Source organism: Kitasatospora sp. NPDC029367, from assembly GCF_055569135.1.
The window spans coordinates 17,040-42,275 of sequence record NZ_JBVHYH010000064.1 but is presented as its reverse complement, the minus strand read 5'-3'; the positions used below and the strand labels follow the sequence as shown (position 1 = coordinate 42,275).

Here is a 25,236-nt window from a genome sequence, read left to right as displayed (position 1 = left end):
AAGTCGACCGACCGGCCGGAAGGCAGGGGCGGGGTGGCCGGAAATCGACCCTCCCGCCCCATACCACCCCTTTCTCCGCCCACCCCGGTCACGAACGAGTCGCCAAGATCTCACCTGTTGGAAACGTCGGAGGGCTATCCAGCGGCCCGGCTCGCACGGCAGACTTCTACGCGCGTCCTTCTACGCGCGTCACCGCTCTCGCGGACGCGCCACGCACGCCATTCGCACACAAGTTGACGGCCCATCCGCCGTCGTTCCCACTCGGGAGAGTCGTCCATGTCGCTGAACCGCCGTGACTTCGTCACCCGGTCCGCCGCCACCGCCGCCGGCGCCGCCCTGACCGGCGGAGCCCTCGTCGCCGCCGCCCCCGCCGCCGTGGCCGCCGAGCCGGGCACGGCGGCCGCCAAGGGCAAGAAGAAGCCGCCCCGCCGCCAGGCCTTCACCGTCATGGGCACCACCGACCTGCACGGCCGGGTCCTCAACTGGGACTACTTCACCGACGCCGAGTACGTCGACAAGGCCCACAACGCGGTCGGCCTCGCCAAGATCTCCACCCTGGCCAACCAGGTCCGCGAGGAGAAGGGCTGGGACCGCTGCCTGCTCATCGACTCCGGTGACATCATCCAGGGCACCCAGCTGAGCTACTACTACGCCCGGGTCGAGCCGATCGCCACCGACGGCGACAACGTGCCGGACCACCCGATGGCCGTCGCCATGAACCTCATGGGCTACGACGCCGCCGCGCTCGGCAACCACGAGTTCAACTACGGCATCCCCACCGTGAAGGCCTTCGAGGACCAGCTGGAGTTCCCGCTGCTGGGCGCCAACGCCCTGCACGCGAAGAACGAGAAGCCGGCCTTCAAGCCGTACGTGATCAAGGAGGTGTGGCTGGACGAGGACACCCCGATCAAGGTCGGCATCCTCGGCCTCACCAACCCCGGCATCGCGATCTGGGACAAGGCCAACGTGGCCGGGCAGATGGTCTTCCCGGGCATCGTCGAGACCGCCGCCAAGTACGTGCCCCGGATGAAGGCCGCGGGCGCGGACGTCATCGTGGTCTCCGCCCACTCCGGCATCGACGAGCCGACCACCTACGGCGACCAGCTGCCCTGGCCCGAGGACGCCTCCGGCGAGATGGCCGAGACCGTCCCGGACATCGACGCGGTGCTGGTGGGCCACACCCACAAGGAGGTCGCGCAGCGCCTCATCGTCAACAAGAAGACCGGCAGGACGGTCGTGCTCTCCGAGCCGCTGTGCTGGGGCCAGCGCCTGAGCTGCTTCGACTTCGAGGTCGAGTTCGTCGACGGCCACTGGAAGGTCGCCTCGGTCTCCTCCCGGGTGCTGAACTCCAACACCGTGCCGGAGAACCCGGAGATCAGCAACGCCATCGTCGGCCAGCACAAGAAGGTCGTCGCGTACGTCAACCAGAACATCGGCACCAGCAAGATCGAGCTGTCGATCGCCGAGGCCCGGTTCAAGGCCACCCCGATCATCGACCTGATCGGCAAGGTCCAGGCCGACGCCGTCAAGACCGCGCTGGCGGGCGGGCAGTACGCCAACCTCCCGGTCCTGGCCCAGGCCGCCCCGTTCAACCGCACCGCGCTGATCCCCTCCGGCCAGGTCAAGCTGCGCGACGCGGCCGGCCTGTACATCTACGAGAACACCCTGGAGGCCCGCATCCTGACGGGCGCCCAGCTCAAGGACTACCTGGAGTTCTCGGCGAAGTACTACTACCAGCTCGCCCCGGGCGCCCCGGTCGACAAGGACGCCATGACCGGCGCCGAGACCACCCCGGACTACAACTACGACTCGGTCTACGGCCTGAGCTACGACATCGACATCGCCCAGCCCAAGGGCCAGCGGATCGTCAACCTCAGCTTCCAGGGCAAGCCGATCGACCCGAACGCCCAGTTCGTGTTCGCGGTCAACAACTACCGCGCCAACGGCGGCGGCAACTTCCCGCACGTCGCCACCGCCAAGGTGGTCTGGACGAACTCCGACGAGATCCGCAACACCATGATCGCCTGGGTCAAGGCCAAGGGCGTCATCGACCCCGCCGACTTCTTCACCAACTCCTGGCGCCTCGTCCGCGCCGGCCAGCCGGTGTTCTAGTCACAGCTTTCCATGAAGGCCGTCTGCCCCCGCGCAGACGGCCTTCATGCCGTTCCCGCTGGAAGAATGGAGCCATGAGCGAGTTCCAGATTCCCGACCGCCACGCCCGGCTGCTCGAGTACGCGCAGAGCCTGACGCCCCCGGCCGGATGGAAGATCGAGATCTCCGGCGACGAGATCATCATGATGGCCGGCCCGTCCGCGATCCATCAGCGCAACCTCCTGCTGGTCCGCAGGCAGTTCGAGGCGCACGAGCCGGCCGACATGATGCCGAGCGAGAACACGGACCTCGCCTCCCCCAACGTGGGAAAGCTGCGCAACCCCGACCTCACCTACATCCCTCTGGAGTCGGCCGGCAACCCGACCCCCGCCGAGCAGGCCGCCATCGCGGTCGAGATCGTCTCCCCGTCGAACCCTGAGAACGACCTGGTCGGCAAGGTCCGCGACTATCCGCTGATGGGCATCCCGCTCTACCTCCTGATCGACCCGCGCGAGGGCGACATCACCCTCTACTCGGACCCCTCCGACGGCGGCTACCACCAGTGCTGGCACGGCAAGTTCGGGGACCGCGTGCCGATCCCGGCGCCCTTCGACTTCAAGCTCGCCACCGACGGCCTGGTCCGCTACCCCGCCTGAGCCGCCGTCTAGAACGGGAACGGCGCCCGGCCGTGCTGCACCGAGATCCACTTCACCGTGGTGAAGGCGTCCACCGTGTACTCCCCGTTGAGGCGCCCGACGCCGGAGTTCTTCTCCCCGCCGAACGGCACCCCGGGCTCGTCCGCGATGGTCCCGCCGTTGACGTGGATCATGCCGGTCTCGATCCGCTGGGCGACCCGCACACCGCGCTCGACGTCCGCGGTGTGCACCGCGCCGCTGAGCCCGAAGGGCGTGTGGTTGGCCAGCCGGACGGCCTCCTCCTCGCCGTCGAAGGGCACCAGCAGGACGACCGGGCCGAAGAGTTCGCGCTGCAGGATGGGCGCGTCCTCGGCCAGGTCGGTGAGCACGGTGGGCGCCATCAGGCTGCCGGCCGTGGCCCCGCGGAGCAGGGCGGTGGCGCCGCCGGCGACGGCCTGGTCGACCTGGGCGTTGATGGCGTCGGCCTGGACGGAGTTGATCAGCGGGCCGATGTGGGTGGCCGGGTCCCGGGGGTCGCCGACGGTCAGCGAGGCGACCTTGGCGACGAACTTCTCGGTGAACTCGGCGAGCACCCGCCGGTCCACCAGCACCCGGTTGGCGGCCATGCAGACCTGGCCCTGGTGGACGAAGCGGCTGAACACGGCCGCGTCCACGGCGTAGTCGACGTCGGCGTCGTCCAGGACGATCAGCGCGCTGTTGCCGCCGAGTTCCAGTACCGACCGCTTGAAGTGGGCGGCGGCGACGGTGGCGACGTGCCGGCCGATCTGGTCGGAGCCGGTGAAGGAGATCACCTTGGGCACCGGGTGCTCCAGGAAGCTGTCGCCGATCTCCGCGATGTCGGTGATGACGACGTTCAGCAGGCCGGGCGGCAGGCCCGCGTCCTCGAAGAGCTTGGCGATCAGGCTGCCGCCGACGATCGGGGTCTCCTGGTGCGGCTTGAGCACCACGCCGTTGCCGAGCGCGAGCGCCGGGCCGATCGCCTTGAGGGCGAGGAACAGCGGGAAGTTGAACGGGCTGATCACGCCGACCACGCCGACCGGCAGCCGGTAGAGGCGGTTCTCCTTGCCGGGGGCGGGGGAGGGCAGCAGCCGGCCCTCGGTGGCCACCGACAGGTGCAGGCACTCCCGCAGCACGTCCTTCACCAGGGAGAGTTCGAAGCCGGCCTTGAGCGCGGTGCCGCCGAGTTCGGCCATCACGGCCCGGACGATCTCGCCCTCGCGCTCCTCCAGCAGCCGCAGCGCCCGCTCGAAGACCAGGCGGCGCTGGTAGGGGTTGGTGGCGGCCCAGGAGCGCTGGGCGCGCTCGGCGGCGCGGTAGGCCCGGTCGACCTCGGCGACGGTGGCCACGGTGATGGTGGCCAGCTTGTCCCCGGTGTAGGGGTCGACGTCGACGATGTCCCAGGAGCCGCTGCCGCTGCACCATTCGCCGTCGATGTACTGCAGCGCCAACTCGGAGAAGTACGACATCTGTTCCCTCTCGTGCCCGACCTGATGGGAGCTCATCGTACTGATGTGTCAGAGCTCTTGGCGTACGGAGAGCAGAAGATCGCGGGTCCGTTCGGGTCCGAGGCTCTCGGCGAGCAGCCCGTCCATCGCCTGCCGGTACGAGGCGACCTCGGCGGGCTTGTCCACGTAGAGGGCGGTGGTGAACTGCTCCAGGTAGACGACGTCGGCGAGTTCGGCCTCGGCGAAGCCCAGCACGCTGAACGCACCGCTCTCGGCGCTCAGCGCGGCGCCGCCGAGCGGGCGCACCTGGAGGCGCACGTTGGGCAGTTCGGAGAGCTGGAGGAGGGTGTCGAGCTGGCCGCGCATCAGCTCGGGCCCGCCCCAGGGGCGGCGCAGCGCGGCCTCGTCGAGGACGGCGTGCAGGTGCGGCGGGTGGTCGGCGGTGAGCAGGTCCTGGCGCTTGCGCCGCACCTCGACCCGGCGTTCGACCTCGTCGTCGCGGAGGCCGTGGCAGCCGGCGTGGATGACGGCGCGGGCGTAGTCGGCGGTCTGCAGCAGCCCGTGCACGAACTGGACCTCGTAGCTGCGGATCTCGGCGGCGGCCTCCTCCAGGCCGAGGTAGTTCTGGAACCAGGCGGGCAGCACGTCGCCGTAGTCGTGCCACCAGGAGGTGGCGTTGGCCTCCCGGACGAGGCCGAGGACGTTGGCCCGTTCCTGTTCGGCGTCGACGCCGTAGAGGGTGAGGAGGTCGGCGACGTCGCGTTCCTTGAAGCCGACCCGGCCGAGTTCCATCCGGCTGATCTTGGACTCGGAGGCGCGGATCGAGTACCCGGCCTCCTCGCGGCTGACGCCTCTGGCCTCGCGGAGCTTGCGCAGCTGGCTGCCGAGCAGCAGGCGCCGTACGGTGGCGCCTCCGCCTGCCTGAGTCGTGCCCATCGAAGTCAACCTCCGCACTCGTGCAGCCCCCCGGCCGTCGGCCGCAGTCTGCCACCTGGCACTGACGAGCAACAGCCCGTGCCGGGTCGCATTCCGGTCGCGGTGCGAAGCCTGGGAGAAAGCTGTGAGGCGACCCTCGGTGCACGGACGGACGCGCAGGTGGGAGCGCAGGTGGGAGCCCCTGGTAAGGGGCGGGTGAGAGCCCTGGCGGGGCGCGGGTGAGAGGCGCCTGGGAACGCGGAAGGGAACGCGACGGGAAGCCCCGGGAACGCGAAGGGGAACGCGTTCGGGAACGCGAAAGGAAACCCGAGAGGGAACCCGGGAGCGAACGCGACGGCGCCCGCCCTCCAACTGGTCGGGGAAGAGGGCAGGCGCCAGGAGACCGCGTTGGCCCGGCGACGCTGGCGGGGGCAGCGGGTTGAGCTCCCGGCGATGCGGCGCCGGGGGTTCGGGGTGGGCCGGTCGGACCGTCGGCCCTCAGACCACCAGGGGGCGGTCGGTGGGCCGGATCGGGGCGGGAAGCGGGGTCTTGCCGCCCAGGTGCTTGTCCACCGCGGCGGCGGCCGAACGGCCTTCCGCGATGGCCCAGACGATCAGTGACTGGCCACGGCCGGCGTCTCCGCAGACGTACACGCCATCGACATTGGTGGCGAACCGGCCGTCGCGGGCAATGTTACCGCGTGTGTCGAGGTCGAGGCCGAGCTGCTCGACCAGGCCGTTCTTCACGTCCGTCCCGGTGAAGCCCATGGCCAGGGTGACCAGCTGGGCCGGGAGGGCCCGCTCGGTGCCGGGGACGGGCTCGAACCGGCCGTCCTTGAACTCGACCTCGACCAAGTGCAGTTCCTGGACGTTGCCGTCCTCGTCGCCGGTGAAGTGGGTGGTGTTGACGGAGTAGATCCGCTCGCCGCCCTCCTCGTGCGCGGAGGTGACCTTGTAGGTCATCGGCATGGTGGGCCAGGGCTGGTGGCCGGGCCGCTCCTCGCCGGGGCGCGGCATGATCTCCAGCTGGGTGACGGAGAGGGCGCCCTGGCGGTGGGCGGTGCCGACGCAGTCGGCGCCGGTGTCGCCGCCGCCGATGACGACCACGTGCTTGCCCTTGGCGCTGATCGGGGAGTCGACGAGGTCGCCCTCCTGGACCTTGTTGGCCAGCGGCAGGTACTCCATCGCCTGGTGGACGCCCTTGAGCTCGCGTCCGGGCACCGGCAGGTCGCGGGCGGTGGTGGCGCCGGCGGCGATCACCACGGCGTCGAAGCGCTCGCGCAGCTGCTGGCCGGTGATGTCCTCGCCGACGTGCACGCCGGTGCGGAACCGGGTGCCCTCGGCCCGCATCTGCTCGATGCGGCGGTTGATGTGGCGCTTCTCCATCTTGAACTCGGGGATGCCGTAGCGCAGCAGTCCGCCGATCCGGTCGGCGCGCTCGTACACCACCACGGTGTGCCCGGCCCGGGTGAGCTGCTGGGCGGCGGCCAGGCCGGCCGGGCCGGAGCCGACGACGGCGACGGTCTTGCCGGAGAGCCGCTCCGGGATCTGCGGGGTGACCCCGCCGCGGTCCCAGGCCTTGTCGATGATGGTGACCTCGACGTTCTTGATGGTCACCGCGTCCTGGTTGATGCCGAGCACGCACGCCGACTCGCAGGGCGCCGGGCACAGCCGCCCGGTGAACTCCGGGAAGTTGTTGGTGGCGTGCAGGCGCTCGATGGCGCCGGTGAAGTCGTCGCGGTAGGCGAGGTCGTTCCACTCGGGGATGAGGTTCCCGAGCGGGCAGCCGTTGTGGCAGAACGGGATGCCGCAGTCCATGCAGCGGCCGGCCTGCTTGGTGATGATCGGCAGGAGGCTGCGCTCGACGTAGACCTCGTTCCAGTCCTTGATCCGCACGTCGACCGGGCGGCGCTCCGCCAGCTGCTTGGGCGTGGTCAGGAAGCCCTTGGGGTCAGCCATGTGCCGCCTCCATCATCTTGCGAGTGGTCTCGGTCTCGGAGAGACCGTCGCGCTCGGCGGCGTCCTTGGCGGCGAGCACTGCCTTGTAGTCGGTCGGCATGATCTTGGAGAAGCGGGAGACCCCGCTGCCCCAGTCGGCCAGGAGCTCGGCGGCGACGGTGGAGCCGGTCTCCTCGTAGTGCTGCTGCACGATCTCGCGCAGCCAGTCGCGGTCGGCGGCGGTCGGGGCCTCGATGCCCACCATGCCGTCGTTGACGTTGGCGGGGCGCAGGTCCAGGACGTACGCGACGCCGCCGGACATGCCCGCCGCGAGGTTGCGCCCGGTCTCGCCGAGGATGACGACCCGGCCGCCGGTCATGTACTCCAGGCCGTGGTCGCCGACGCCCTCGACGACGAGGGTGGCGCCGGAGTTGCGGACGGCGAAGCGCTCACCGGCCTTGCCGCGCAGGTGGATCCGGCCGGAGGTGGCGCCGTAGCCGATGGTGTTCCCGGCGATGACGTGGTTCTGGGCGTCGTTGCCGATGGCCGCGGCCTCACGGGCCGGGCGGACGACGAGCACGCCGCCGGAGAGGCCCTTGCCCACGTAGTCGTTGGCGTCGCCCTCCAGCCGCAGGGTGATCCCCTTCGGCACGAAGGCGCCGAAGGACTGTCCGGCGGAGCCGGTGAAGGTGACGTCGATGGTCCCCTCCGGCAGGCCCTCGCCGCGGTACCGCTTGGTCACCTCGTGGCCGAGCATGGTGCCGACGGTGCGGTTGACGTTGCGGATCGGCAGCTGGATCCGCACCGACTCGCCGCGTTCCAGGGCGTCCTCGGCCAGGGTGATCAGCTGGTTGTCCAGGGCCTTGTCGAGCGCGTGGTCCTGCTCGGTGGTGCGGTGCCGGGCGGCGCCCTCGGGCAGCTCGGGCACGTGGAAGAGCGGGGCCAGGTCGAGCCCGGCGGCCTTCCAGTGGTCCACGGCAGCCTGGGCGTTGATGTGCTCGGCGCGGCCGACGGCCTCCTCGATCGAGCGGAAGCCCAGCGAGGCCAGGATCTCCCGGACCTCCTCGGCGATGAACTCGAAGAAGTTGACCACGAATTCGGGCTTGCCGGAGAAGCGCTCGCGCAGCACCGGGTTCTGGGTGGCGACGCCGACCGGGCAGGTGTCCAGGTGGCAGACGCGCATCATGATGCAGCCGGAGACGACCAGCGGGGCGGTGGCGAAGCCGAACTCCTCGGCGCCGAGCAGCGCGGCGATGACCACGTCGCGGCCGGTCTTCAACTGGCCGTCGGTCTGGACGACGATGCGGTCGCGCAGCCCGTTGAGCAGCAGGGTCTGCTGGGTCTCGGCGAGGCCGAGCTCCCAGGGGCCGCCGGCGTGCTTGAGCGAGGTGAGCGGCGAGGCGCCGGTGCCGCCGTCGTGTCCGGAGACCAGCACCACGTCGGCGTGCGCCTTGGAGACGCCGGCCGCGACCGTCCCGACGCCGACCTCGGAGACCAGCTTCACGTGGATGCGGGCCGCCGGGTTGGCGTTCTTGAGGTCGTGGATCAGCTGGGCCAGGTCCTCGATCGAGTAGATGTCGTGGTGCGGCGGCGGGGAGATCAGGCCGACGCCCGGGGTGGAGTGCCGGGTCCTGGCGACCCACGGGTAGACCTTGTGGCCGGGCAGCTGGCCGCCCTCGCCGGGCTTGGCGCCCTGGGCCATCTTGATCTGGATGTCGTCGGCGTTGACCAGGTACTCGGAGGTGACGCCGAAGCGGCCGGAGGCGACCTGCTTGATCGCCGAGCGGCGCTCGGGGTCGTACAGGCGGTCCGGGTCCTCGCCGCCCTCGCCGGTGTTGGACTTGCCGCCGAGGCGGTTCATCGCGATGGCGAGGGTCTCGTGGGCCTCCAGCGAGATCGAGCCGTAGGACATCGCGCCGGTGGAGAAGCGCTTGACGATCTCGGAGACCGGCTCGACCTCCTCCACCGGGATCGGCTCCCGGCCGAGGCCGTCCAGCTGGAACAGGCCGCGCAGCGTCATCAGCCGCTCGGACTGCTCGTTCACCCGGTCCGTGTACTGCTTGAAGATGTCGTACCGGCGGTTGCGGGTGGAGTGCTGGAGGCGGAAGACGGTGTCCGGGTCGAACAGGTGGGGCTCGCCCTCGCGGCGCCACTGGTACTCGCCGCCGATGTCCAGCGCGCGGTGCGCGGCCGGGATGCCGGAGGCCGGGTACGCCTTGGCGTGCCGGGCGGCGGTCTCCTTGGCGATCTCCTCCAGGCCGATCCCGCCGAGCTTGGTGGTGGTGCCGGCGAAGTAGTCGTCGACCAGGCCCTGGGAGAGGCCGATGGCCTCGAAGACCTGGGCGCCACGGTAGGAGGCGACGGTGGAGATGCCCATCTTGGACATCACCTTGAGCACGCCCTTGCCGAGCGCCTTGATCAGGTTCTTGATCGCCTTCTCGGCCTCGACGCCCTGGATGAAGACGCCCTGCGCGACCAGGTCCTCGACCGACTCCATCGCCAGGTAGGGGTTGACGGCCCCGGCGCCGTAGCCGATCAGCAGCGCGACGTGGTGCACCTCGCGCACGTCACCGGCCTCGACCAGCAGTGACACCTGGGTGCGCTGCTTGGTGCGGATCAGGTGGTGGTGGATCGCGGAGGTGAGCAGCAGCGAGGGGATCGGGGCGTGCTCGGCGTCGGAGTGCCGGTCGGAGAGCACGATGATCCGGGCGCCGTCGGCGATCGCGGCGTCGGCCTCGGCGGCGATCTCCGCGAGCCGGGCGGCCAGGCCCGCTCCCCCGCTGGCGACCTTGTACAGGCCGGACAGCGTGACGGCCTTGAGGCCGGGCTGGTCGCCGTCGGCGTTGATGTGGACCAGCTTGGCCAGCTCGTCGTTGTCGATCACCGGGAAGGTGATGCCGACGGAGCGGCAGGAAGCGGACTCGGCGGCCAGCAGGTTGCCCTCGGGGCCGAGGTTGGACAGCAGCGAGGTGACGAGCTCCTCGCGGATGGCGTCCAGCGGCGGGTTGGTGACCTGCGCGAAGAGCTGGACGAAGTAGTCGAACAGCAGCCGCGGCTTCTCGCTCAGCGCGGCGATCGGCGAGTCGGTGCCCATCGAGCCGAGCGCCTCGGCGCCGGTCCTGGCCATCGGCGCCAGGATGACGCGCAGCTCCTCCTCGGTGTAGCCGAAGGTCTGCTGGCGGCGGGTGACGGAGGCGTGGGTGTGGGCGATGTGCTCGCGCTCGGGCAGCTTGGCGAGCTGGATCTGCCCGGCGCCGACCCACTCCTCGTAGGGGTGCTCGGCGGCGAGGGCGGACTTGAGCTCCTCGTCCTCGACGATCCGGCCCTCGACGGTGTCCACCAGGAACATCCGGCCGGGCTGGAGGCGGCCCTTCCTGGTGACCTTCTCCTGGTCGATGTCGAGCACGCCGACCTCGGAGGAGAGGACGACCAGGCCGTCCTCGGTGATCCAGTAGCGGGCGGGGCGCAGGCCGTTGCGGTCGAGCACGGCGCCGATCTGGGTGCCGTCGGTGAAGGTGACGCAGGCCGGGCCGTCCCAGGGCTCCATCAGGTTGGAGTGGTACTGGTAGAAGGCGCGGCGGGCCGGCTCCATGGTGGCGTGGTTCTCCCACGCCTCCGGGATCATCATCAGCACCGAGTGCGGCAGCGAGCGGCCGCCGAGGTGCAGCAGTTCCAGGACCTCGTCGAAGGACGCGGAGTCCGAGTGGTCGGGCGTGCAGATCGGGAAGATCCGCGACAGGTCCCCTGGAATCAGGTCGGTCGCGAGCTGCGACTCCCGGGCCCGCATCCAGTTGCGGTTGCCCTTCACCGTGTTGATCTCGCCGTTGTGCGCGACGAAGCGGTACGGGTGGGCGAGCGGCCAGCTCGGGAAGGTGTTGGTGGAGAACCGCGAGTGCACCAGGCCGATGGCGGACGCGTAGGTGCGGTCCGACAGGTCGGGGAAGAAGGGCTCCAGCTGGCCGGTGGTCAGCATGCCCTTGTAGACGATGGTGCGGGCGGACAGCGACGGGAAGTACACCCCGGCCTCGCGCTCGGCCCGCTTGCGGACCACGAAGGCGACCCGGTCCAGCTCGATCCCCGACCGGCCCTGCTGGGCCGGGTCCTGTCCGACCGGCGCGGACGCGAGGAAGAGCTGCCGGAAGCGCGGCATCACGCTGCGTGCGGTGGCGCCGAGCAGGTCGGGGGTGACCGGCACGTCGCGCCAGCCGAGGACGGTCAGGTCCTCCTCGGCCGCGATGGCCTCGATCTGCGCGACGGCGGCACCGGCGGCCTCGTCCTCGTCCGGGAGGAAGGCGATGCCCACCGCGTAGGAGCCGGCGGCCGGGAGCTCGAAGTCGACCTTGCCGCGCAGGAACGCGTCCGGGACCTGGGTCAGGATGCCCGCGCCGTCACCGGAGTCCGGCTCGGCGCCGGTGGCGCCGCGGTGCTCCAGGTTGCGCAGGACGTTCAGCGCCTGCTCGACGATGGTGTGGTCGGCGATGCCGGTCAGCGTGGCGACGAAACCGACGCCGCAGGCGTCGTGCTCGTTCCGCGGGTCGTACAGGCCCTGAGCAGCAGGTCGCGCATCCGGCACGAGCGCGTACGGCCGGCGGTCGGCGCCGGCCTGGGGCTCGTTGGCGGAGTGCATGGATGCAGACAGCATCGGCTCTCCCGTCGTCGTCTTTCGGCAAGTTGGTGCAAGTAGGGACGACGTTGGCCCTGATGCGGTGAATCGATGTCGTGCAAGTTACATGATGCCCAGGATCCCGAGAAGCGGAATATCCCGTCCACATGGCGGACGGACGCGCAGGTCAGGGGGCCGGAGAAGAGGACGTGCCACAGTGCACGTCCCGACGATTGTGCCCGGCCGTCCCCGGCCTGAAACAGGGGCGAAACCGGATCGCCACACAAGCCGATCATGAACGCCTGGGAATCCATCCCGGGACCCTGGCTCCCGGATGCGATTCCGCGGCTCGGAGGCCCGGATGATGAGACGATGCCGGGCAACGGGCGACGTCCATGTGTGAAACGTCACCCGTTGCCCGGCATAGTCATGCAGCGCTGTTGCCGTGCACCGCAGCGTCGGCCCCAGGGCGTGTCTTGTGGATCAGGTCGGACCAGACCGCGGCGTCAGGGTGCGTGCATCGCAAGGCGGAGGAGGGAGTCCATGCGGAGCATCGGCGACCGACGACAACGCGGCGAGGTGCGTGCCCTGGCGTCGCGGGCCTGGCCTGATCCACAAGACACGCCCTAGCCGACGTGCCCGCCGATCAGCCACCCCAGCAGGTACGTCACCCCGGCCGCGGCCCCGCCCAGCACCAGCTGCCGCAGCCCGCTGAACCACCAGCTGCGCGCCGTCACCCGGGCCACCACCGCGCCGCACAGGAACAGCCCCAGCCCCGCCAGGACCATCGCCGGCAGCAGCGTGGTCGCCCCCAGCAGGTACGGCAGCAGCGGCAGCAGCGCGCCCAGCGCGAAGCACAGGAAGGACGAGCCGGCCGCGACCAGCGGCGAGGGCAGGTCGTTGGGGTCGATCCCCAGCTCCTCCCGGGCGTGCACCTCCAGCGCCAGCTCCGGATCCCGGGACAGCTGCCGGGCCACCTCGTGGGCGAGCTCCGGGTCCACCCCGCGCGAGACGTACACCTGCGCCAGCTCGGCCAGCTCACCGTGCGGGTTGCGGCTCAGCTCCAGCCGCTCGGCCTCGATCTCGGCCTGCACCAGCTCCCGCTGGGAGGCCACCGAGGTGTACTCCCCCGCCGCCATCGAGCAGGCACCGGCCGCCAGGCCCGCCAGCCCGGTGAGGATCACCGTGCCGTTGGAGGCCGCGCCGCCGACCACGCCGGTCATCAGCGCGAAGTTCGACACCAGGCCGTCCACCGCCCCGAACACCGCGGGCCGCAGCCAACCGCCGTTGACGTCCCGGTGGTGGTCGGCCGCGGGTATCCGCGGGTGCTGGGCGGGCTCGGCTTCCAGGGTGCTCGCAGTCACGGTTCTTCCCCTCCGTCTTTCGTTCGTCGCCCCGACCGTAGCCCCGTTGACCTGCGCATTTCCAGCAAAGTAAGGCTGTCCGAACAGCACTGAGGCCACCCTTCGCAAGGGTGGCCTCAGTTGCGGGGAAGTCCCTGGTCAGATCGGGTTCTTGGCGTCCTTGCCGGCCTTGTCGGCGTCCTTGCCGGCCTTCTCGGCGCCCTCGTCGGCCGGTTCGGCCGCCGCCTCTTCGTCCAGCAGTCGAGACGGCTTGTCCCCGTCCACCGTCTCGCTCGGCTTCGGAACCGCCGCCGCGTCCGCCTTCTTCCGCGCCGCGTCCTTCTCCTGCGCCGCGTCCTTCTCCTCAGCCGTGTCCTTCTCCTCGGCCTCGCCGGCCTCGGCGTGCGCCGCCGGGTCGATGCTCGCCGGGTCCTCCCGGCCGGGCCGCTTCTTCCCGACGACCACGAAGTACACGACGGCGCCGATGAACACCACGATCGAGGTCCAGTCGTTCAGCCGCAGGCCGAAGTAGACGTGCGCCTCGTCGATCCGCAGCCACTCGGTCCAGAACCGGCCCACCGTGTACGCGGCGACGTACAGCGCGAAGGCCCGGCCGTGGCCCAGCCGCCAGCGCCGGTCCGCCCAGATCACCAGCAGCGCGACGGCCACGTCCCAGATCGACTCGTACAGGAAGGTCGGGTGGAAGACCCCGTTCACGACCTCGCCGTCGGGCAGCGTCTTGTGGATCTCCAGGCCCCACGGCAGCGTGGTGGCCCGCCCGTACAGCTCCTGGTTGAAGTAGTTGCCCCAGCGGCCCATCGCCTGCGCGAGCGCGATGCCCGGCGCGATGGCGTCGGCGTAGGCGGGCAGCGGCACGCCCCGGCGGCGGCAGCCGATCCAGGCGCCGACCGCGCCGAGCGCGACCGCGCCCCAGATGCCGAGGCCGCCCTCCCAGATCTTGAAGGCGTTCCAGGGGTTCTTCCCCTCGCCGAAGTAGAGCTGGTGGTCCGTGATCACGTGGTACAGCCGGCCGCCGACGAGGCCGAAGGGCACGGCCCACACGGCGATGTCACCGACGGTGTGCTTGGCACCGCCCCGGGCGACCCAGCGCTTGCTGCCGAGCCAGACGGCCGCGACGACCCCGAGGATGATGCAGAAGGCGTAGGCGCGCAGCGGGATCGGTCCGAGGTACAGGACGCCCCGCGACGGGCTGGGAATGTAGGCGATATCCATGGCGGTTCCGACGCTACAGGGTCCGGCGTCCCCATCCGACACCCCCGGGGTCACAGAAACCGAACGACGAATGCCGCCGCCCCCTCCCGGACGGAAGGGGGCGGCGGGCCGGGTGCGCTCAGCCGGCCGACGGCGAGGGGTTGTTGGCCTCCGAGGCGGCGGCGGTGGGCGCCGGGGTCTGACCGTTCGAGCCCGCCGTACCCAGCTGCTTGCCCTGGTTGGCGGCGTCCACCCACTTCGCCAGGTTCGCCGGGGTGATCTCCTCGTTGCCGTTCTTCGGGTAGATCGGCTGGCCGTTGAGCAGCACCGTCGGGGTGGACTTGTAGCTGGACTTGTCGAAGTCCTGCTGCACCGCCGACACCCATCCGCCGTACTTGTTGTCGTTGACGCAGGCCTGGAACTCCAGCGTGTCCAGCCCCGCCACCTGCTTCGCCAGGTTGAGCAGCACGGCCTTGTTCCCGAAGGCGTCGTTGGTCTCGTCCGGCTGGTTGCGGTACAGCACGTCGTGGTAGTCCCGGAAGTGCCCGGCGTCCTGGGCGCAGGCCAGCGCGTTGGCCCCGTTCTTCGAGCCCTTGCCCGGCACCGCGCGGTCGATGAACGACACCACGTGGGTGTTGGTGTAGATCTTCCCGGCGTCCTCGAGCTGGTCGATGGTGGCCGAGAACTCGCGCTCGAAGATCCCGCAGGCCGGGCAGCGCGGGTCCTCGTACACGGTGAGCACCGACGGCGCGTTGCTGGCGCCGACCGGGATGACCAGGTTCTTGTCGCCGATCGTCCCGGCCGGGGCGGCGGTCGGGGTCTCCGGCTTGGAGCGCTGGTTCTGCACCAGTACGCCGGTGACCACCGCGGCGGCGATCACCACGAGCACCGCTCCGCCGACGATCAGCTTCTTCCTGCGCCGCGAGCCGGCCTCCTCGGCCGCCCGCTGCTCCAGCATCCGCTCACGGGCGGTGCGCTTGCCTTCTCGGTTCTTCTCACTCATTGCCTTGACATCCACGGTCTGGGGCCTTCGTCGGGTGCGGGGATGGGAATGGCCGGACGGGTCAGCTCGCCAGCCAGCCGTCGGCCGAGAGCCGGGTGCGGGGCCGCCACAGCAGGAAGGCGGCCAGCAGCAGGAAGCCGGTGTCGCGGAGGATCTCCTGCAGGTACTCGGTCTGCGAGGCGTCGACGTGCCCTCCGCCGCCGAAGCAGCCGCAGTCGATGGAGATCCCGCGCGCCCAGGCCGAGGCGATCCCGGCGATGAAGGCGAGCAGCAGCAGCGCCGACACCCCGGCGACCAGCCGGACCCCGAGGCCGACCACCAGCAGCAGGGCGAGCGCCAGCTCCAGGAAGGGCAGCCCGTAGCCGATCGGCTTGACCAGGCCCTCGGGCAGGATCTCGTACGCCCGTACCGCCTGGGCCGCCTCCGCCGGGTCGGCGATCTTCGCCAGCCCGGCCCACCCCCAGACCACGGCCAGGCCGAGCCGGGCAGCCGTGCCGATCCACTCGCTCCGGACCGGCGCCCGCCGCGGCGCGGGCGCGGAGCCGCCGGACTGCACAGCCGGCCCCGCCATCAGGGAACCCCCCTCGGGAAACTCGTTCACTTCCTGACGAACCGTAAGGGATGAAGGCCGGTTCCTCCGGATTCACGAATTAAGCCGGACGAGTGACGTTCCGTCCGATTCCCCTCGAACACCCCTACGTCACCGGCACCCCTGCATCCGCCCCGGGTCGAACAGCTCCGGCCGCCCCTCGTGGTGTCCCCGCGCGACCCGCTCCGCCGCGTCCCACCGCGCCGCCTCCGCACAGGCCACCGCCTCCCGCTCGGCCCGCTCCGCCCCCCGCTTGGCCAGGGCCTGCCCCACCTCGGTGTGCGCGCCGACCGCGGCCCCCAGAGCCAGCGCGGCCGCCGCCGCCCGCAGCAGCACGGCCCGATGAAGCCCAGCCACCCGCTCACCCCTTCGCTCGCCCGGCCGCCCCCGTACACGTGGTTCGTGCACTCGTCCCTCCACTCAACGCCGGTCAACCCCGCCTGATGCGTGTCGCCCCCGCTCTTCACCCGTTCGGGGCCGCCGCACCGCTGACGCCCCCGGAAAAGCCGACGGCCCGCTCCCCCCGGAGGGGGAACGGGCCGTCGGCCGACGACTGCTGCCGCGGGTCAGCGCCTGCGCACGCCCGCCGCCAGTTCCCCGGCCAGCGCGCGGACCGCGGCCAGGCCGGCGGCCTCGTCCGCACCGGCCGCCAGAATCCGCTTCACGAACGCGGACCCGACGATGACGCCGTCCGCGAACCGGGCGACCTCCGCCGCCTGCTCGGCGTCGGAGACGCCGAGCCCGACGCAGACCGGCAGGTCGGTGGTGGCCCGGGTCCGGGCGACCAGGTCCTCCGCCAGCGAGCCCACCGCCGACCGCGTCCCGGTCACGCCCATGACGGCGGCCGCGTAGACGAAGCCGCTCCCGGCCGCCGTGACCTCCGCCAGCCGCGCGTCCTTGCTGCTCGGCGCGACCACGAACACGGTGTCCAGCCCGTGCTCGTCCGCCGCCTTGCGCCACTCCTCGGACTCCTCCACCGGCAGGTCCGGCAGGATGCACCCGGCCCCGCCCGCGGCGGCCAGGTCGGCCGCGAAGCGCGCCACCCCGTACCGGTCGACCGGGTTCCAGTAGGTCATCACCAGCACCGCCGTCCCGGGGTGGGCGGCGGACACCTCCTGGACGGTGCGCAGCACGTCCTTGATCCGCACCCCGCCCCGCAGCGCGATGTCGTCCGCGGTCTGGATCACGGCCCCGTCCAGGACCGGGTCGGAGTGCGGCAGACCGATCTCGACGACGTCGCAGCCGCCCTCGATCAGTGCGCCGACCGCCCGGATCCCGCCGTCGACCGTGGGGAACCCGGCCGGGAGGTAGCCGATCAGCGCGGCCCGGTCCTCGGCCCTGGCCGCCGCCAGTACGGTGCTCAGCTTCGAAGCCATGATCACTTACCCCCCTCGGCCGCGCCGCCGGCCGCGTCGCCGGAGCCGGCCGGCGAGTCGTAGAGCCCGAAGTACTGGGCCGCGGTGTGCATGTCCTTGTCGCCGCGCCCGGAGAGCGAGACCAGGATGGTCGCCTCCGGTCCGAGCTCGCGGCCCAGCTCCAGCGCGCCGGCGAGCGCGTGGGCGCTCTCGATGGCCGGGATGATCCCCTCGGTGCGGGAGAGCAGCCGCAGCGCCTGCATCGCCGCGTCGTCCGTGACCGGCCGGTACTCGGCCCGCCCGGTGTCCTTGAGCCAGGCGTGCTCCGGCCCGACGCCGGGGTAGTCCAGCCCGGCCGAGATGGAGTGCGACTCGATGGTCTGCCCGTCCTCGTCCTGGAGGACGTACGTCCGGGAGCCGTGCAGCACGCCGGGGTCGCCCTTGGTCAGGGTGGCCGCGTGCCGGGGGGTGTCGGCGCCCTCGCCGGCCGCCTCGCAGCCGATCAGCCGCACCCCGGCGTCCGGGATGAACTCGTGGAAGATGCCCATCGCGTTGGAGCCGCCGCCGACGCAGGCCACGACGGCGTCGGGCAGCCGCCCGGTCCGGTCGAGCACCTGCTGCCGCGCCTCGACGCCGATGACCCGGTGGAAGTCGCGGACCATCATCGGGAAGGGGTGCGGCCCGGCGACCGTCCCGAACAGGTAGTGGGTGGAGTCGACGTTGGCGACCCAGTCGCGGAAGGCCTCGTTGATGGCGTCCTTGAGCGTCCGCGAGCCGGACTTGACGGCGACGACCTCGGCCCCGAGCATCCGCATCCGGGCGACGTTGAGCGCCTGGCGCTCGGTGTCGACCTCGCCCATGTAGATGGTGCAGTCGAAGCCGAACAGGGCGCAGGCGGTGGCGGTGGCCACCCCGTGCTGGCCGGCGCCGGTCTCGGCGATGATCCGGGTCTTGCCCATCCGCTTGGTGAGCAGGGCCTGGCCCAGCACGTTGTTGATCTTGTGCGAGCCGGTGTGGTTGAGGTCCTCGCGCTTGAGCAGGATCCGGGCGCCGCCCGCCTCGGCGGAGAAGCGGTGCACGTCGGTCAGCGGGCTCGGGCGCCCGGTGTAGTCCTTGAGCAGCCCGTCCAGCTCGGCGGTGAAGGCCGGGTCGGTCTTGGCCTTCTCGTACTCCTCGGCGACCTGCTCGACCGCGGCGACCAGCGCCTCGGGGATGAAGCGGCCGCCGTACGCGCCGAAGTAGCCGCGGGCGTCCGGCACCTGGGCGCCGGGCAGGTAGTCCTTCTCGGACATGTGGTTTCCCTTGACGGAGATGGATGACGGTGACGTCTGATCGGCTGGTTCAGCCGGGCGTCACGCGCCATCGCCGTCCGGGCACCTGACCCGGCTCGCACCCGATCACGTACCGCACCCGGCGCCCCAGCACCCGGCGTGCGGGCGCGCGGCAGCCGCGCGGGCGGCAGCCGGGGGCGAGTCGGGTGGCGATCTTCATCGGGGCGGTGTCAGTCCTTGTGCCGGACGGCGGGGTGGGCGCCGGCCGCGACCAGGTCGGCGACCGCGGCCCGCGGGTCCTTGCCGGTCACCAGGGACTCGCCGACCAGCACCGCGTCGGCGCCCAGGTTGGCGTAGTTGATCACGTCCAGCGGGCCGCGCACACCGGACTCGGCGATCTTGACGATGCCGTCCGGAATGGCGTGGGCGACGTTCTCGAAGGTGTTGCGGTCCACTTCGAGGGTCTTCAGGTTGCGGGCGTTGACGCCGATGATCCGCGCCCCGGCGTCCACCGCGCGCTTGATCTCCTCCTCGTCGTGCACCTCGACCAGCGGGGTGAGGCCGATCGACTCGGCGCGCTCGATCAGCGACACCAGGGCCGGCTGGTCGAGGGCGGCGACGATCAGCAGCGCGAGGTCGGCGCCGTGGGCGCGGGCCTCCCACAGCTGGTAGGCGGTGACGATGAAGTCCTTGCGCAGCAGCGGGGTGTCCACTGCGGCGCGGACGGCGTCCAGGTCGGCGAGCGACCCGCCGAAGCGGCGCTGCTCGGTCAGCACGCTGATCGCGGCGGCACCGCCGGCCGCGTAGTCGCGGGCCAGGGCCGCCGGGTCGGCGATCGAGGCCAGCGCGCCCTTGGACGGGCTGGAGCGCTTGACCTCGCAGATCACCCGGATCCCGTCGCCCTTGAGGGCGGCGACGCCGTCCTTGGCCTCCGGAGCCTTGGCCGCGAGCGCCTTGAGCTCGTCCAGGGAGACCCGGGCCTGCCGCTCGGCGAGGTCCTCGCGGACCCCTTCGATGATCGAGTCGAGCACACTCACTCAGGAGCCCCCATCATTTCTGCTGGTTCGCCAGCGCGAGCCGGACGGGCGGGGGCCCGTCGGCCCTTCGATGGTATCGGCACCCGGGTGCGCTCAGCGCATCCGCCCGTCCCGCGTCTCGCGGAACGGGACGCTCCCGGTACGGCTCTCAACTGCGGCTTCACCGGCTCTCCACCGGCCGTGGCCGGGCCGGAGGCCTTGATCGGGCCGCAGGCCGTGGCCGGGCCAGGGCGGCAGCAGGACGGCCTCGGGTCGGCAGCGGCCCGGCGGGCCCGGCTCAGACCACCGGCGGCGCCAGCCCCGCCCCCACCGGCAGGTTCCGCACCACCGCGAACACCAGCACCAGCAGGCCGATCAGCGCCCAGCGCCGGCCGCCCACCGACACCCGCACCGGCGGCCCGCCGGTCAGCGCCGCCCAGGCCCAGCGCAGCCAGAGCAGCGCCAGCACCGCGAACAGCAGGACGGCCACCGCGTTGTCGTGCAGCGCGCCGGTGAGGTCCCCGTGGGCCAGCGCGTGGACGCAGCGCAGGCCCCCGCAGCCGGGGCACCACCAGCCGGTGGCGGTCAGGAAGGGGCAGTCGGGGTAGTGCCCCGGGGCGTTCGGGTCCACCGCCGCGACGTACCCGGCGGGAACGGCCACCGCCGCCAGGGCGGCCAGCGGCGGGCCCATCCGGCGCAGTACGGGCGGCGGGGCGGAGGCGGTGGGGGCGGCGTTCACGCCCCGATTGTGCCCGCGCCGGGCCCGGACAGAACGAAACGGCGGGCGTGGCGCGCCCGCCGTTCGGTTGTGCGAATATCCGCAGGTCAGGCGGCGACGGCCTCGCGGGCCTCGACGGCCGCCCGGCGGGCGGCGTGCTGCTCCTCGACCGACTTGTAGACGTTGGTGCTGGGCTGCTTGCCCATGCCGGCCATCGACATGGCCTTGCCGACGATGCCGCCCACCAGGACGACCGCCAGACCGGCCCAGACGAGCAGCGGCGACGGCAGGATCATCGCGACGCCCGCGATGCCGAAGCCGACGAAGGAGATGACGACGCCGGTCCAGGCGGCGGGGTTGTGGCCGTGTGCTGCTGCTGCCATCGATGGTGCTCCTAGGCTCTCGGGGCCCGGCCGGGCCTGCGGGGCCGCCGGCGGGTTGACGGTTCCCATTGTGCCGGGCCACACATCGGCCCCCCAAAGCGGGTGGCCCGTCTATCGCGTCACACCGGCGCCGGCGTCACACCGGCGCCCGGGGCCTCCGGTGCTCAGACCGCGGTCGGGTCCTCGCCGCGGTCCAGGGCCTTCCACAGGTCACCGGGGGTGTCGGCCTTCGCCGGGGCCTTGCGGGTCGGCGCCTCGTAGCGGCTGCCCATGGCCGGCCAGCCGCGGCCGTAGCGCAGGGTGATCAGCCCGGCCACGGCGAGCAGCAGTCCGCCGGCCAGCGCGACCCAGGGCCAGCCGGTGTGCGCCACCTCGGTGGCGGTGGAGCCGGCCAGCGCCAGCTTGCCGGAGGCGGCGCTGTCCAGTGCGGCGGTGTCCGAGGCTCCGGCCACCGAGGCGGCGGCCGCGCCGAGCCCGGCCAGCAGGGTCAGCGCGCCGACCGCGAGCCGGCCCGCCCCGCGCACCGCGAACACCGCGACGGCCGCGGCCAGGCCCACCAGGGCCAGCCCGCCGGGCAGTTCGGAGATCTTGCCGCCGGTGACGGACACGTCCAGGGTGCCGGCCCGGCCCTCGGCCCAGGTCCGCCCGGCCGCGGTCAGCACCAGCACGGCGCTCAGCACGGTCAGCAGCAGCATCACGCCGAGCGTGCGGCGGCCGGCCCGGGGCGGGGCGGGAGCGGCGGGGGCGGGGGTCTGGTCTGCGGCGGTCACCCGTCCAGTGTCCCCCGGGCCACGCCCCGCGCCGTACCCGGGGTGGGGAACTCGTCCGTCCGCAGCACCACCGTGCGCCCGCCCAGCGGCAGGAACAGGTCGTTGCCGAAGGGCACCCGCTCGGCCTCCCGGTACACCCCGCCGGGGGACGGCGCGGTGTGCACAGTGCAGCTGGCGGCCGCCGGGTCGACCACCACGTACAGCGGCACGCCGCTCTCCGCGCAGGCCCGCGCCCAGGCGTGGTCGCGGCCCGGGTGGGCCACCTCCAGCACCGCCTCGACCGCGGCGGCCGCGTACCGGCCCCGGGCGTTGTGGACGGCGTCCGCGGCGAGCACCGCCAGGTCCGGGGCGAGCGGGCCGTGCGCGGCCGGGAAGTCGATCAGGACGCGGGACAACACCCGTCCCCGGCCCCCGAGTTCACCCTGGATCTGGACGGCCGCGCCGAACACGACCGCCCAGCGCAGCTCGTCGTACGGCACCTCGGGCATCCGGCCGCCTCCTCGCGCCTCAGGACAGTTCCGGCCTCCGCAGCGTATTGGCGGTGGCGACGGCCCGCAGCACGGCGGCCGCCTTGTTGCGGCACTCGGTGTCCTCGCCGTGCGGGTCCGAGTCGGCGACCACGCCCGCGCCCGCCTGCACGTACGCGGTGCCGTCGCGCAGCACCGCGGTGCGGATCGCGATCGCGGTGTCCGAGTCCCCGGCGAAGTCCAGGTAGCCGACGCAGCCGCCGTACAGGCCGCGGCGAGTGGGCTCCAGCTCCTCGATGATCCGCATCGCCCGCGGCTTGGGCGCGCCGGACAGGGTGCCCGCCGGGAAGCAGGCCGTCAGCACGTCGAAGGCGCTGCGCCCGGGGGCGACCTTGCCGGTCACCGTCGAGACGATGTGCATCACGTGGCTGTAGCGCTCGATCTGCATGAAGTCGACCACCTCGACGCTGCCCGGCTCGCAGACCCGCCCCAGGTCGTTGCGGCCCAGGTCGACCAGCATCAGGTGCTCGGCCCGCTCCTTGGGGTCGGCCAGCAGCTCGGCGGCCAGCGCCGCGTCCTCGTGCGGGGTCGCGCCGCGGTGCCGGGTGCCGGCGATCGGGTGCAGCATCGCCTCCCCCTCGGTGACCTTGACCAGCGCCTCCGGGCTGGAGCCGACCACGTCGAAGCCGCCCTCCGCGCCGCCGTCCGGGCCGGGGAAGCGGAACAGGTACATGTACGGGCTCGGGTTGGTGGTGCGCAGCACCCGGTAGACGTCCAGCGCGGAGGCCGGGCAGGGCGCCTCGAAGCGCTGCGAGGGCACCACCTGGAAGGCCTCGCCGGCCCGGATCCGCTCCTTGACCTCCTCCACCGCGGCCCGGAACGGCGCCCCGCCGAACGGCGAGTGCACCTCCCCCGGGCCGACCGGGGTGAAGGTCGCCAGGCCCGGGTCGACCGGCTTCAACAGGCCGGCCTCCATCGCGTCCAGGCGCGCCACCGCGTCCGCGTACGCCTCGTCCACGCCGCTCGCCAGGTCGTTGTGGTTGACGGCGTTGGCGATCAGCAGCACCGTGCCGTCGGAGTGGTCGAGCACCGCGAGGTCGGTGGCCAGCAGCATGGTCAGCTCGGGAAGCCTGAGATCGTCCGGGTTCAGGTCCGGCAGCTTCTCCAGCCGGCGGACGATGTCGTACCCGAGGTAGCCGACCAGGCCGCCGGTCAGCGGCGGCAGGCCGTCGTCGGCGCGCCGCGGGGTGTGCAGCGCCTCCAGGGCGGCCCGCAGCACCTCCAGCGGGTCGCCGCCGGTCGGGATGCCCACCGGCGGGGTGCCCAGCCAGCGGGCGCCGCCGTCCGCGTCGGCGGTCAGCGCGGCGGCGCTGCGCACGCCCACGAAGGAGTAGCGCGACCAGCTGCCCTGTTCGGCGGACTCCAGCAGGAAGGTGCCGGGGCGCTCCTCGGCGAGGCTGCGGTACAGGCCGATCGGGGTGAGGCCGTCCGCGAGGAGCCTGCGGGTGACCGGGATGACCCGGGTGTCGACGGCGAGCTTGCGGAAGGCTTCGAGGTCCATGCGGGGCGGCACCTTCTGGGTTCTGGAGTCGGCTGTGGTCGGGGTGGGTCAGGCGAGCGGGAGGACGTCGGCGTCGAAGCAGGTCCGGTCGCCGGTGTGGCAGGCCGCGCCGGTCTGGTCGACCTTCACCAGCAGGGTGTCGCCGTCGCAGTCCAGTGCCACCGACTTGACCGCCTGCACGTGACCGGAGGTGTCGCCCTTCACCCAGTACTCGTTGCGGCTGCGGCTCCAGTACGTGCAGCGGCCGGTGGTGAGCGTGCGGTGCAGCGCCTCGTCGTCCATCCAGCCCAGCATCAGCACCTCGCCGGTGTCGTACTGCTGCGCGACGGCCGGGACCAGGCCGTCCTCGGTGCGCTTGAGGCGGGCGGCGATCGCGGGGTCGAGAGCGGTGGAGCCGGGGGCGGCGGGTGTGGTGGACATGGGGCCATTGTGTCAGCCCGTCCGGGCGGTGAACCGTTCCGTCCGGGCGGCGAACCGTTCGCGGGCGTCCCGTTCGGGGGCAGTTCCGCCAACCGCCTGTCGGGGGCGGCCCCGGTGGTCCATCCTCGGGGCCATGACCTCCGAGCAGCAGCCGCCCGAAGCCGCCGCCACCCGTCCGCCCCGGAGCCTGGTGATCACCGTCGCCGCCGTCCTGGCCGTACTGCTCGCGGTGGTGGCCACCGTGCTGCTCTGGCCCGAGGACGCCCCGAAGCCCGCCGCGGCCCCGCCCCCGCCCTCGGCCACCCCGACGCCCACCCCCACCCCGACGCCGACGCCGACCCCCAGCAAGCCCCAACCCCCGTACGCCTACTTCCCGGTCGGCACCTGCTTCGACCACCCCCAGCTCAGCCCCGTCATCACCAAGGCCGAGCAACGCCCCTGCACCGGCGACCACGACGGCGAGGTCATCGCCACCCCCAAGCTCCCCGACGGCCTCACCGGCGAGATCCCCATCGCCCTCGCCATGCGCGACGGCTGCAAGGACGCCGAGACCACCGCCAAGTCCCACCAGAGCGACGGCCGCACCTACTACCCCCGCCAGTTCGGCCCGGCCCTCGCCAACTACAAGGACGGCTGGCGCGACTACGCCTGCACCCTCACCGCCGGCAACAAACAGGGCGGCCCCAAACTCACCGCCCCGCTGCGGCCGTAGGGCTTGTCTTCGGACGGGCCCTAGGCTTGCCACCATGTCGAACCACGCCCTCGCCGAACGCCATCGCCTCGCCGAACTCCTCACCGCCGCAGGGCCGGACGCGCCGACCCTCTGCGCCGGGTGGACCACCCGGGACCTCGCCGCCCACCTGGTGATCCGCGAGCGCCGCCCCGACGCCGCCGCCGGCATCCGGGTCGCCGCCCTGGCCGGCCGGACGAAGCGCATCCAGGACGACTACGCGTCACGCCCCTACGAGGAACTGGTCCGACTCTTCCGCGCCGGCCCGCCCGTCCACTCCCTCTTCGCCCTCCCCGGCGCCGACGAGGCGGCCAACACCGTCGAGTACTTCGTCCACGCCGAGGACGTCGCCCGGGCCGGCGAGGACTGGACCGCCCAGCCCGTCCCGCCGGGTCGCGCCGAGGCCCTCTGGCGCCGGCTCCCGATGATCGCCCGCTTCGAAGCCGGCCGCCGCTCCCCCGTCCGCCTCACCCTGGCCCGCCCCGACGGCCGGTCCCTCACCGTCGGCCCCGCCGGCGCCCCCACCGTCCAGCTCACCGGCGACCCCGGCGAGCTCGTCCTCTTCGCCTACGGCCGCGGCGCCCGCACCACCCTCACCGTCGACGGCCCCCAGGACGCCGTCGAGGCCCTCCGCCACGTCCTGCCCCTGCCGTAACGGCTCGGGGGGGGGGGGGGGGGGGGGGGGGGGGGGGGGGGGGGGGGGGGGTGCGGGGTGGGGAGTGGGGGGGGGGGGGGGGGGGGGGGGGGGAG

The 25,236-nt window shown here is 72.3% G+C and carries 23 protein-coding genes; 4 read left to right on the top strand and 19 right to left on the bottom strand.

Annotated features, from left to right (window positions below; translation table 11 throughout):
* Positions 1-276: 276 nt before the first annotated feature.
* Both ACZ4W5_RS28435 and ACZ4W5_RS28430 read left to right on the top strand, forming a co-directional pair.
* Entirely contained in the window at positions 277-2,112 is a 1,836-nt protein-coding gene (locus tag ACZ4W5_RS28435; protein ID WP_360234503.1) for a bifunctional metallophosphatase/5'-nucleotidase, read from the top strand.
* A gap of 74 nt (positions 2,113-2,186) precedes the next feature.
* A complete protein-coding gene (locus ACZ4W5_RS28430; RefSeq protein WP_465657724.1) occupies positions 2,187-2,747 on the top strand; it encodes a Uma2 family endonuclease in 561 nt (186 codons plus the stop codon).
* An 8-nt stretch (positions 2,748-2,755) separates the two neighbouring features.
* Here the strand turns inward: ACZ4W5_RS28430 and ACZ4W5_RS28425 are convergent, their stop codons facing one another.
* From ACZ4W5_RS28425 to hisI, 19 genes are all read right to left on the bottom strand, one after another.
* Positions 2,756-4,213 (bottom strand): aldehyde dehydrogenase family protein, encoded by a 1,458-nt coding sequence (locus ACZ4W5_RS28425; RefSeq protein WP_360234885.1) that lies wholly within the window; start codon positions 4,211-4,213, stop codon positions 2,756-2,758.
* Between the two features lie 48 nt (positions 4,214-4,261).
* A complete protein-coding gene (locus ACZ4W5_RS28420; RefSeq protein WP_465657722.1) occupies positions 4,262-5,128 on the bottom strand; it encodes a helix-turn-helix domain-containing protein in 867 nt (288 codons plus the stop codon).
* 477 nt (positions 5,129-5,605) lie between these two features.
* Positions 5,606-7,066, bottom strand: a complete 1,461-nt coding sequence (locus ACZ4W5_RS28415) for a glutamate synthase subunit beta (protein ID WP_360234494.1) — start codon at positions 7,064-7,066, stop codon at positions 5,606-5,608.
* Positions 7,059-11,672, bottom strand: a complete 4,614-nt coding sequence (gltB, locus tag ACZ4W5_RS28410) for a glutamate synthase large subunit (protein ID WP_465657739.1) — start codon at positions 11,670-11,672, stop codon at positions 7,059-7,061. The genes ACZ4W5_RS28415 and gltB overlap by 8 nt, the downstream gene beginning before the upstream one ends.
* A 602-nt stretch (positions 11,673-12,274) precedes the next feature.
* Complete coding sequence (locus ACZ4W5_RS28405; RefSeq protein ID WP_360245240.1) at positions 12,275-12,997, bottom strand: VIT1/CCC1 transporter family protein; 723 nt, start codon at positions 12,995-12,997, stop codon at positions 12,275-12,277.
* Positions 12,998-13,150: 153 nt separating this feature from the next.
* Positions 13,151-14,224 carry a prolipoprotein diacylglyceryl transferase gene (gene lgt / locus ACZ4W5_RS28400; RefSeq protein WP_465657720.1) on the bottom strand — a complete coding sequence of 358 codons (1,074 nt, stop codon included), beginning with the start codon at positions 14,222-14,224 and terminating at the stop codon, positions 13,151-13,153.
* Positions 14,225-14,342: 118 nt separating this feature from the next.
* Positions 14,343-15,206, bottom strand: coding sequence for a DsbA family protein (locus ACZ4W5_RS28395; protein ID WP_465657719.1), 864 nt, complete (start codon positions 15,204-15,206; stop codon positions 14,343-14,345).
* A gap of 61 nt (positions 15,207-15,267) precedes the next feature.
* Complete coding sequence (locus ACZ4W5_RS28390; RefSeq protein WP_402482591.1) at positions 15,268-15,777, bottom strand: MauE/DoxX family redox-associated membrane protein; 510 nt, start codon at positions 15,775-15,777, stop codon at positions 15,268-15,270.
* 129 nt (positions 15,778-15,906) lie between these two features.
* Complete coding sequence (locus tag ACZ4W5_RS28385) at positions 15,907-16,152, bottom strand: hypothetical protein (protein WP_360245156.1); 246 nt, start codon at positions 16,150-16,152, stop codon at positions 15,907-15,909.
* A 209-nt stretch (positions 16,153-16,361) separates the two neighbouring features.
* On the bottom strand, positions 16,362-17,171 hold the full coding sequence (gene trpA, locus ACZ4W5_RS28380) for a tryptophan synthase subunit alpha (RefSeq protein ID WP_465657715.1): 810 nt from the start codon (positions 17,169-17,171) through the stop codon (positions 16,362-16,364).
* Positions 17,172-17,173: 2 nt separating this feature from the next.
* Positions 17,174-18,442, bottom strand: coding sequence for a tryptophan synthase subunit beta (gene trpB, locus ACZ4W5_RS28375; protein ID WP_360245162.1), 1,269 nt, complete (start codon positions 18,440-18,442; stop codon positions 17,174-17,176).
* Between the two features lie 49 nt (positions 18,443-18,491).
* Entirely contained in the window at positions 18,492-18,641 is a 150-nt protein-coding gene (gene trpM, locus ACZ4W5_RS28370) for a tryptophan biosynthesis modulator TrpM (protein ID WP_402482583.1), read from the bottom strand.
* 10 nt (positions 18,642-18,651) lie between these two features.
* Positions 18,652-19,458: an indole-3-glycerol phosphate synthase TrpC gene (gene trpC, locus ACZ4W5_RS28365; protein WP_350510236.1), complete on the bottom strand. Its 807-nt coding sequence runs from the start codon at positions 19,456-19,458 to the stop codon at positions 18,652-18,654.
* A 277-nt stretch (positions 19,459-19,735) separates the two neighbouring features.
* On the bottom strand, positions 19,736-20,176 hold the full coding sequence (locus tag ACZ4W5_RS28360; protein ID WP_360245165.1) for a DUF2752 domain-containing protein: 441 nt from the start codon (positions 20,174-20,176) through the stop codon (positions 19,736-19,738).
* Between the two features lie 86 nt (positions 20,177-20,262).
* On the bottom strand, positions 20,263-20,538 hold the full coding sequence (locus ACZ4W5_RS28355; RefSeq protein ID WP_360245168.1) for an HGxxPAAW family protein: 276 nt from the start codon (positions 20,536-20,538) through the stop codon (positions 20,263-20,265).
* A 164-nt stretch (positions 20,539-20,702) separates the two neighbouring features.
* Positions 20,703-21,308 carry a TIGR02234 family membrane protein gene (locus ACZ4W5_RS28350; protein ID WP_360245171.1) on the bottom strand — a complete coding sequence of 202 codons (606 nt, stop codon included), beginning with the start codon at positions 21,306-21,308 and terminating at the stop codon, positions 20,703-20,705.
* Positions 21,305-21,796 (bottom strand): Uma2 family endonuclease, encoded by a 492-nt coding sequence (locus tag ACZ4W5_RS28345; protein ID WP_360245174.1) that lies wholly within the window; start codon positions 21,794-21,796, stop codon positions 21,305-21,307. Before ACZ4W5_RS28345 ends, ACZ4W5_RS28350 begins: the two co-directional genes overlap by 4 nt.
* Positions 21,797-21,815: 19 nt before the next feature.
* Complete coding sequence (locus ACZ4W5_RS28340) at positions 21,816-23,336, bottom strand: anthranilate synthase component I (RefSeq protein WP_465657713.1); 1,521 nt, start codon at positions 23,334-23,336, stop codon at positions 21,816-21,818.
* A gap of 48 nt (positions 23,337-23,384) precedes the next feature.
* The gene (gene hisI, locus ACZ4W5_RS28335; protein WP_360245180.1) at positions 23,385-23,756 is read right to left on the bottom strand and encodes a phosphoribosyl-AMP cyclohydrolase; all 372 of its coding nucleotides are present in this window, start codon (positions 23,754-23,756) and stop codon (positions 23,385-23,387) included.
* A 133-nt stretch (positions 23,757-23,889) separates the two neighbouring features.
* Here hisI and ACZ4W5_RS28330 point away from each other — a divergent pair, with 133 nt between their 5' ends.
* Positions 23,890-24,468, top strand: a complete 579-nt coding sequence (locus ACZ4W5_RS28330; RefSeq protein WP_465657712.1) for a hypothetical protein — start codon at positions 23,890-23,892, stop codon at positions 24,466-24,468.
* 34 nt (positions 24,469-24,502) lie between these two features.
* Positions 24,503-25,141: a TIGR03085 family metal-binding protein gene (locus ACZ4W5_RS28325; RefSeq protein ID WP_402482563.1), complete on the top strand. Its 639-nt coding sequence runs from the start codon at positions 24,503-24,505 to the stop codon at positions 25,139-25,141.
* Positions 25,142-25,236 lie beyond the last annotated feature (95 nt).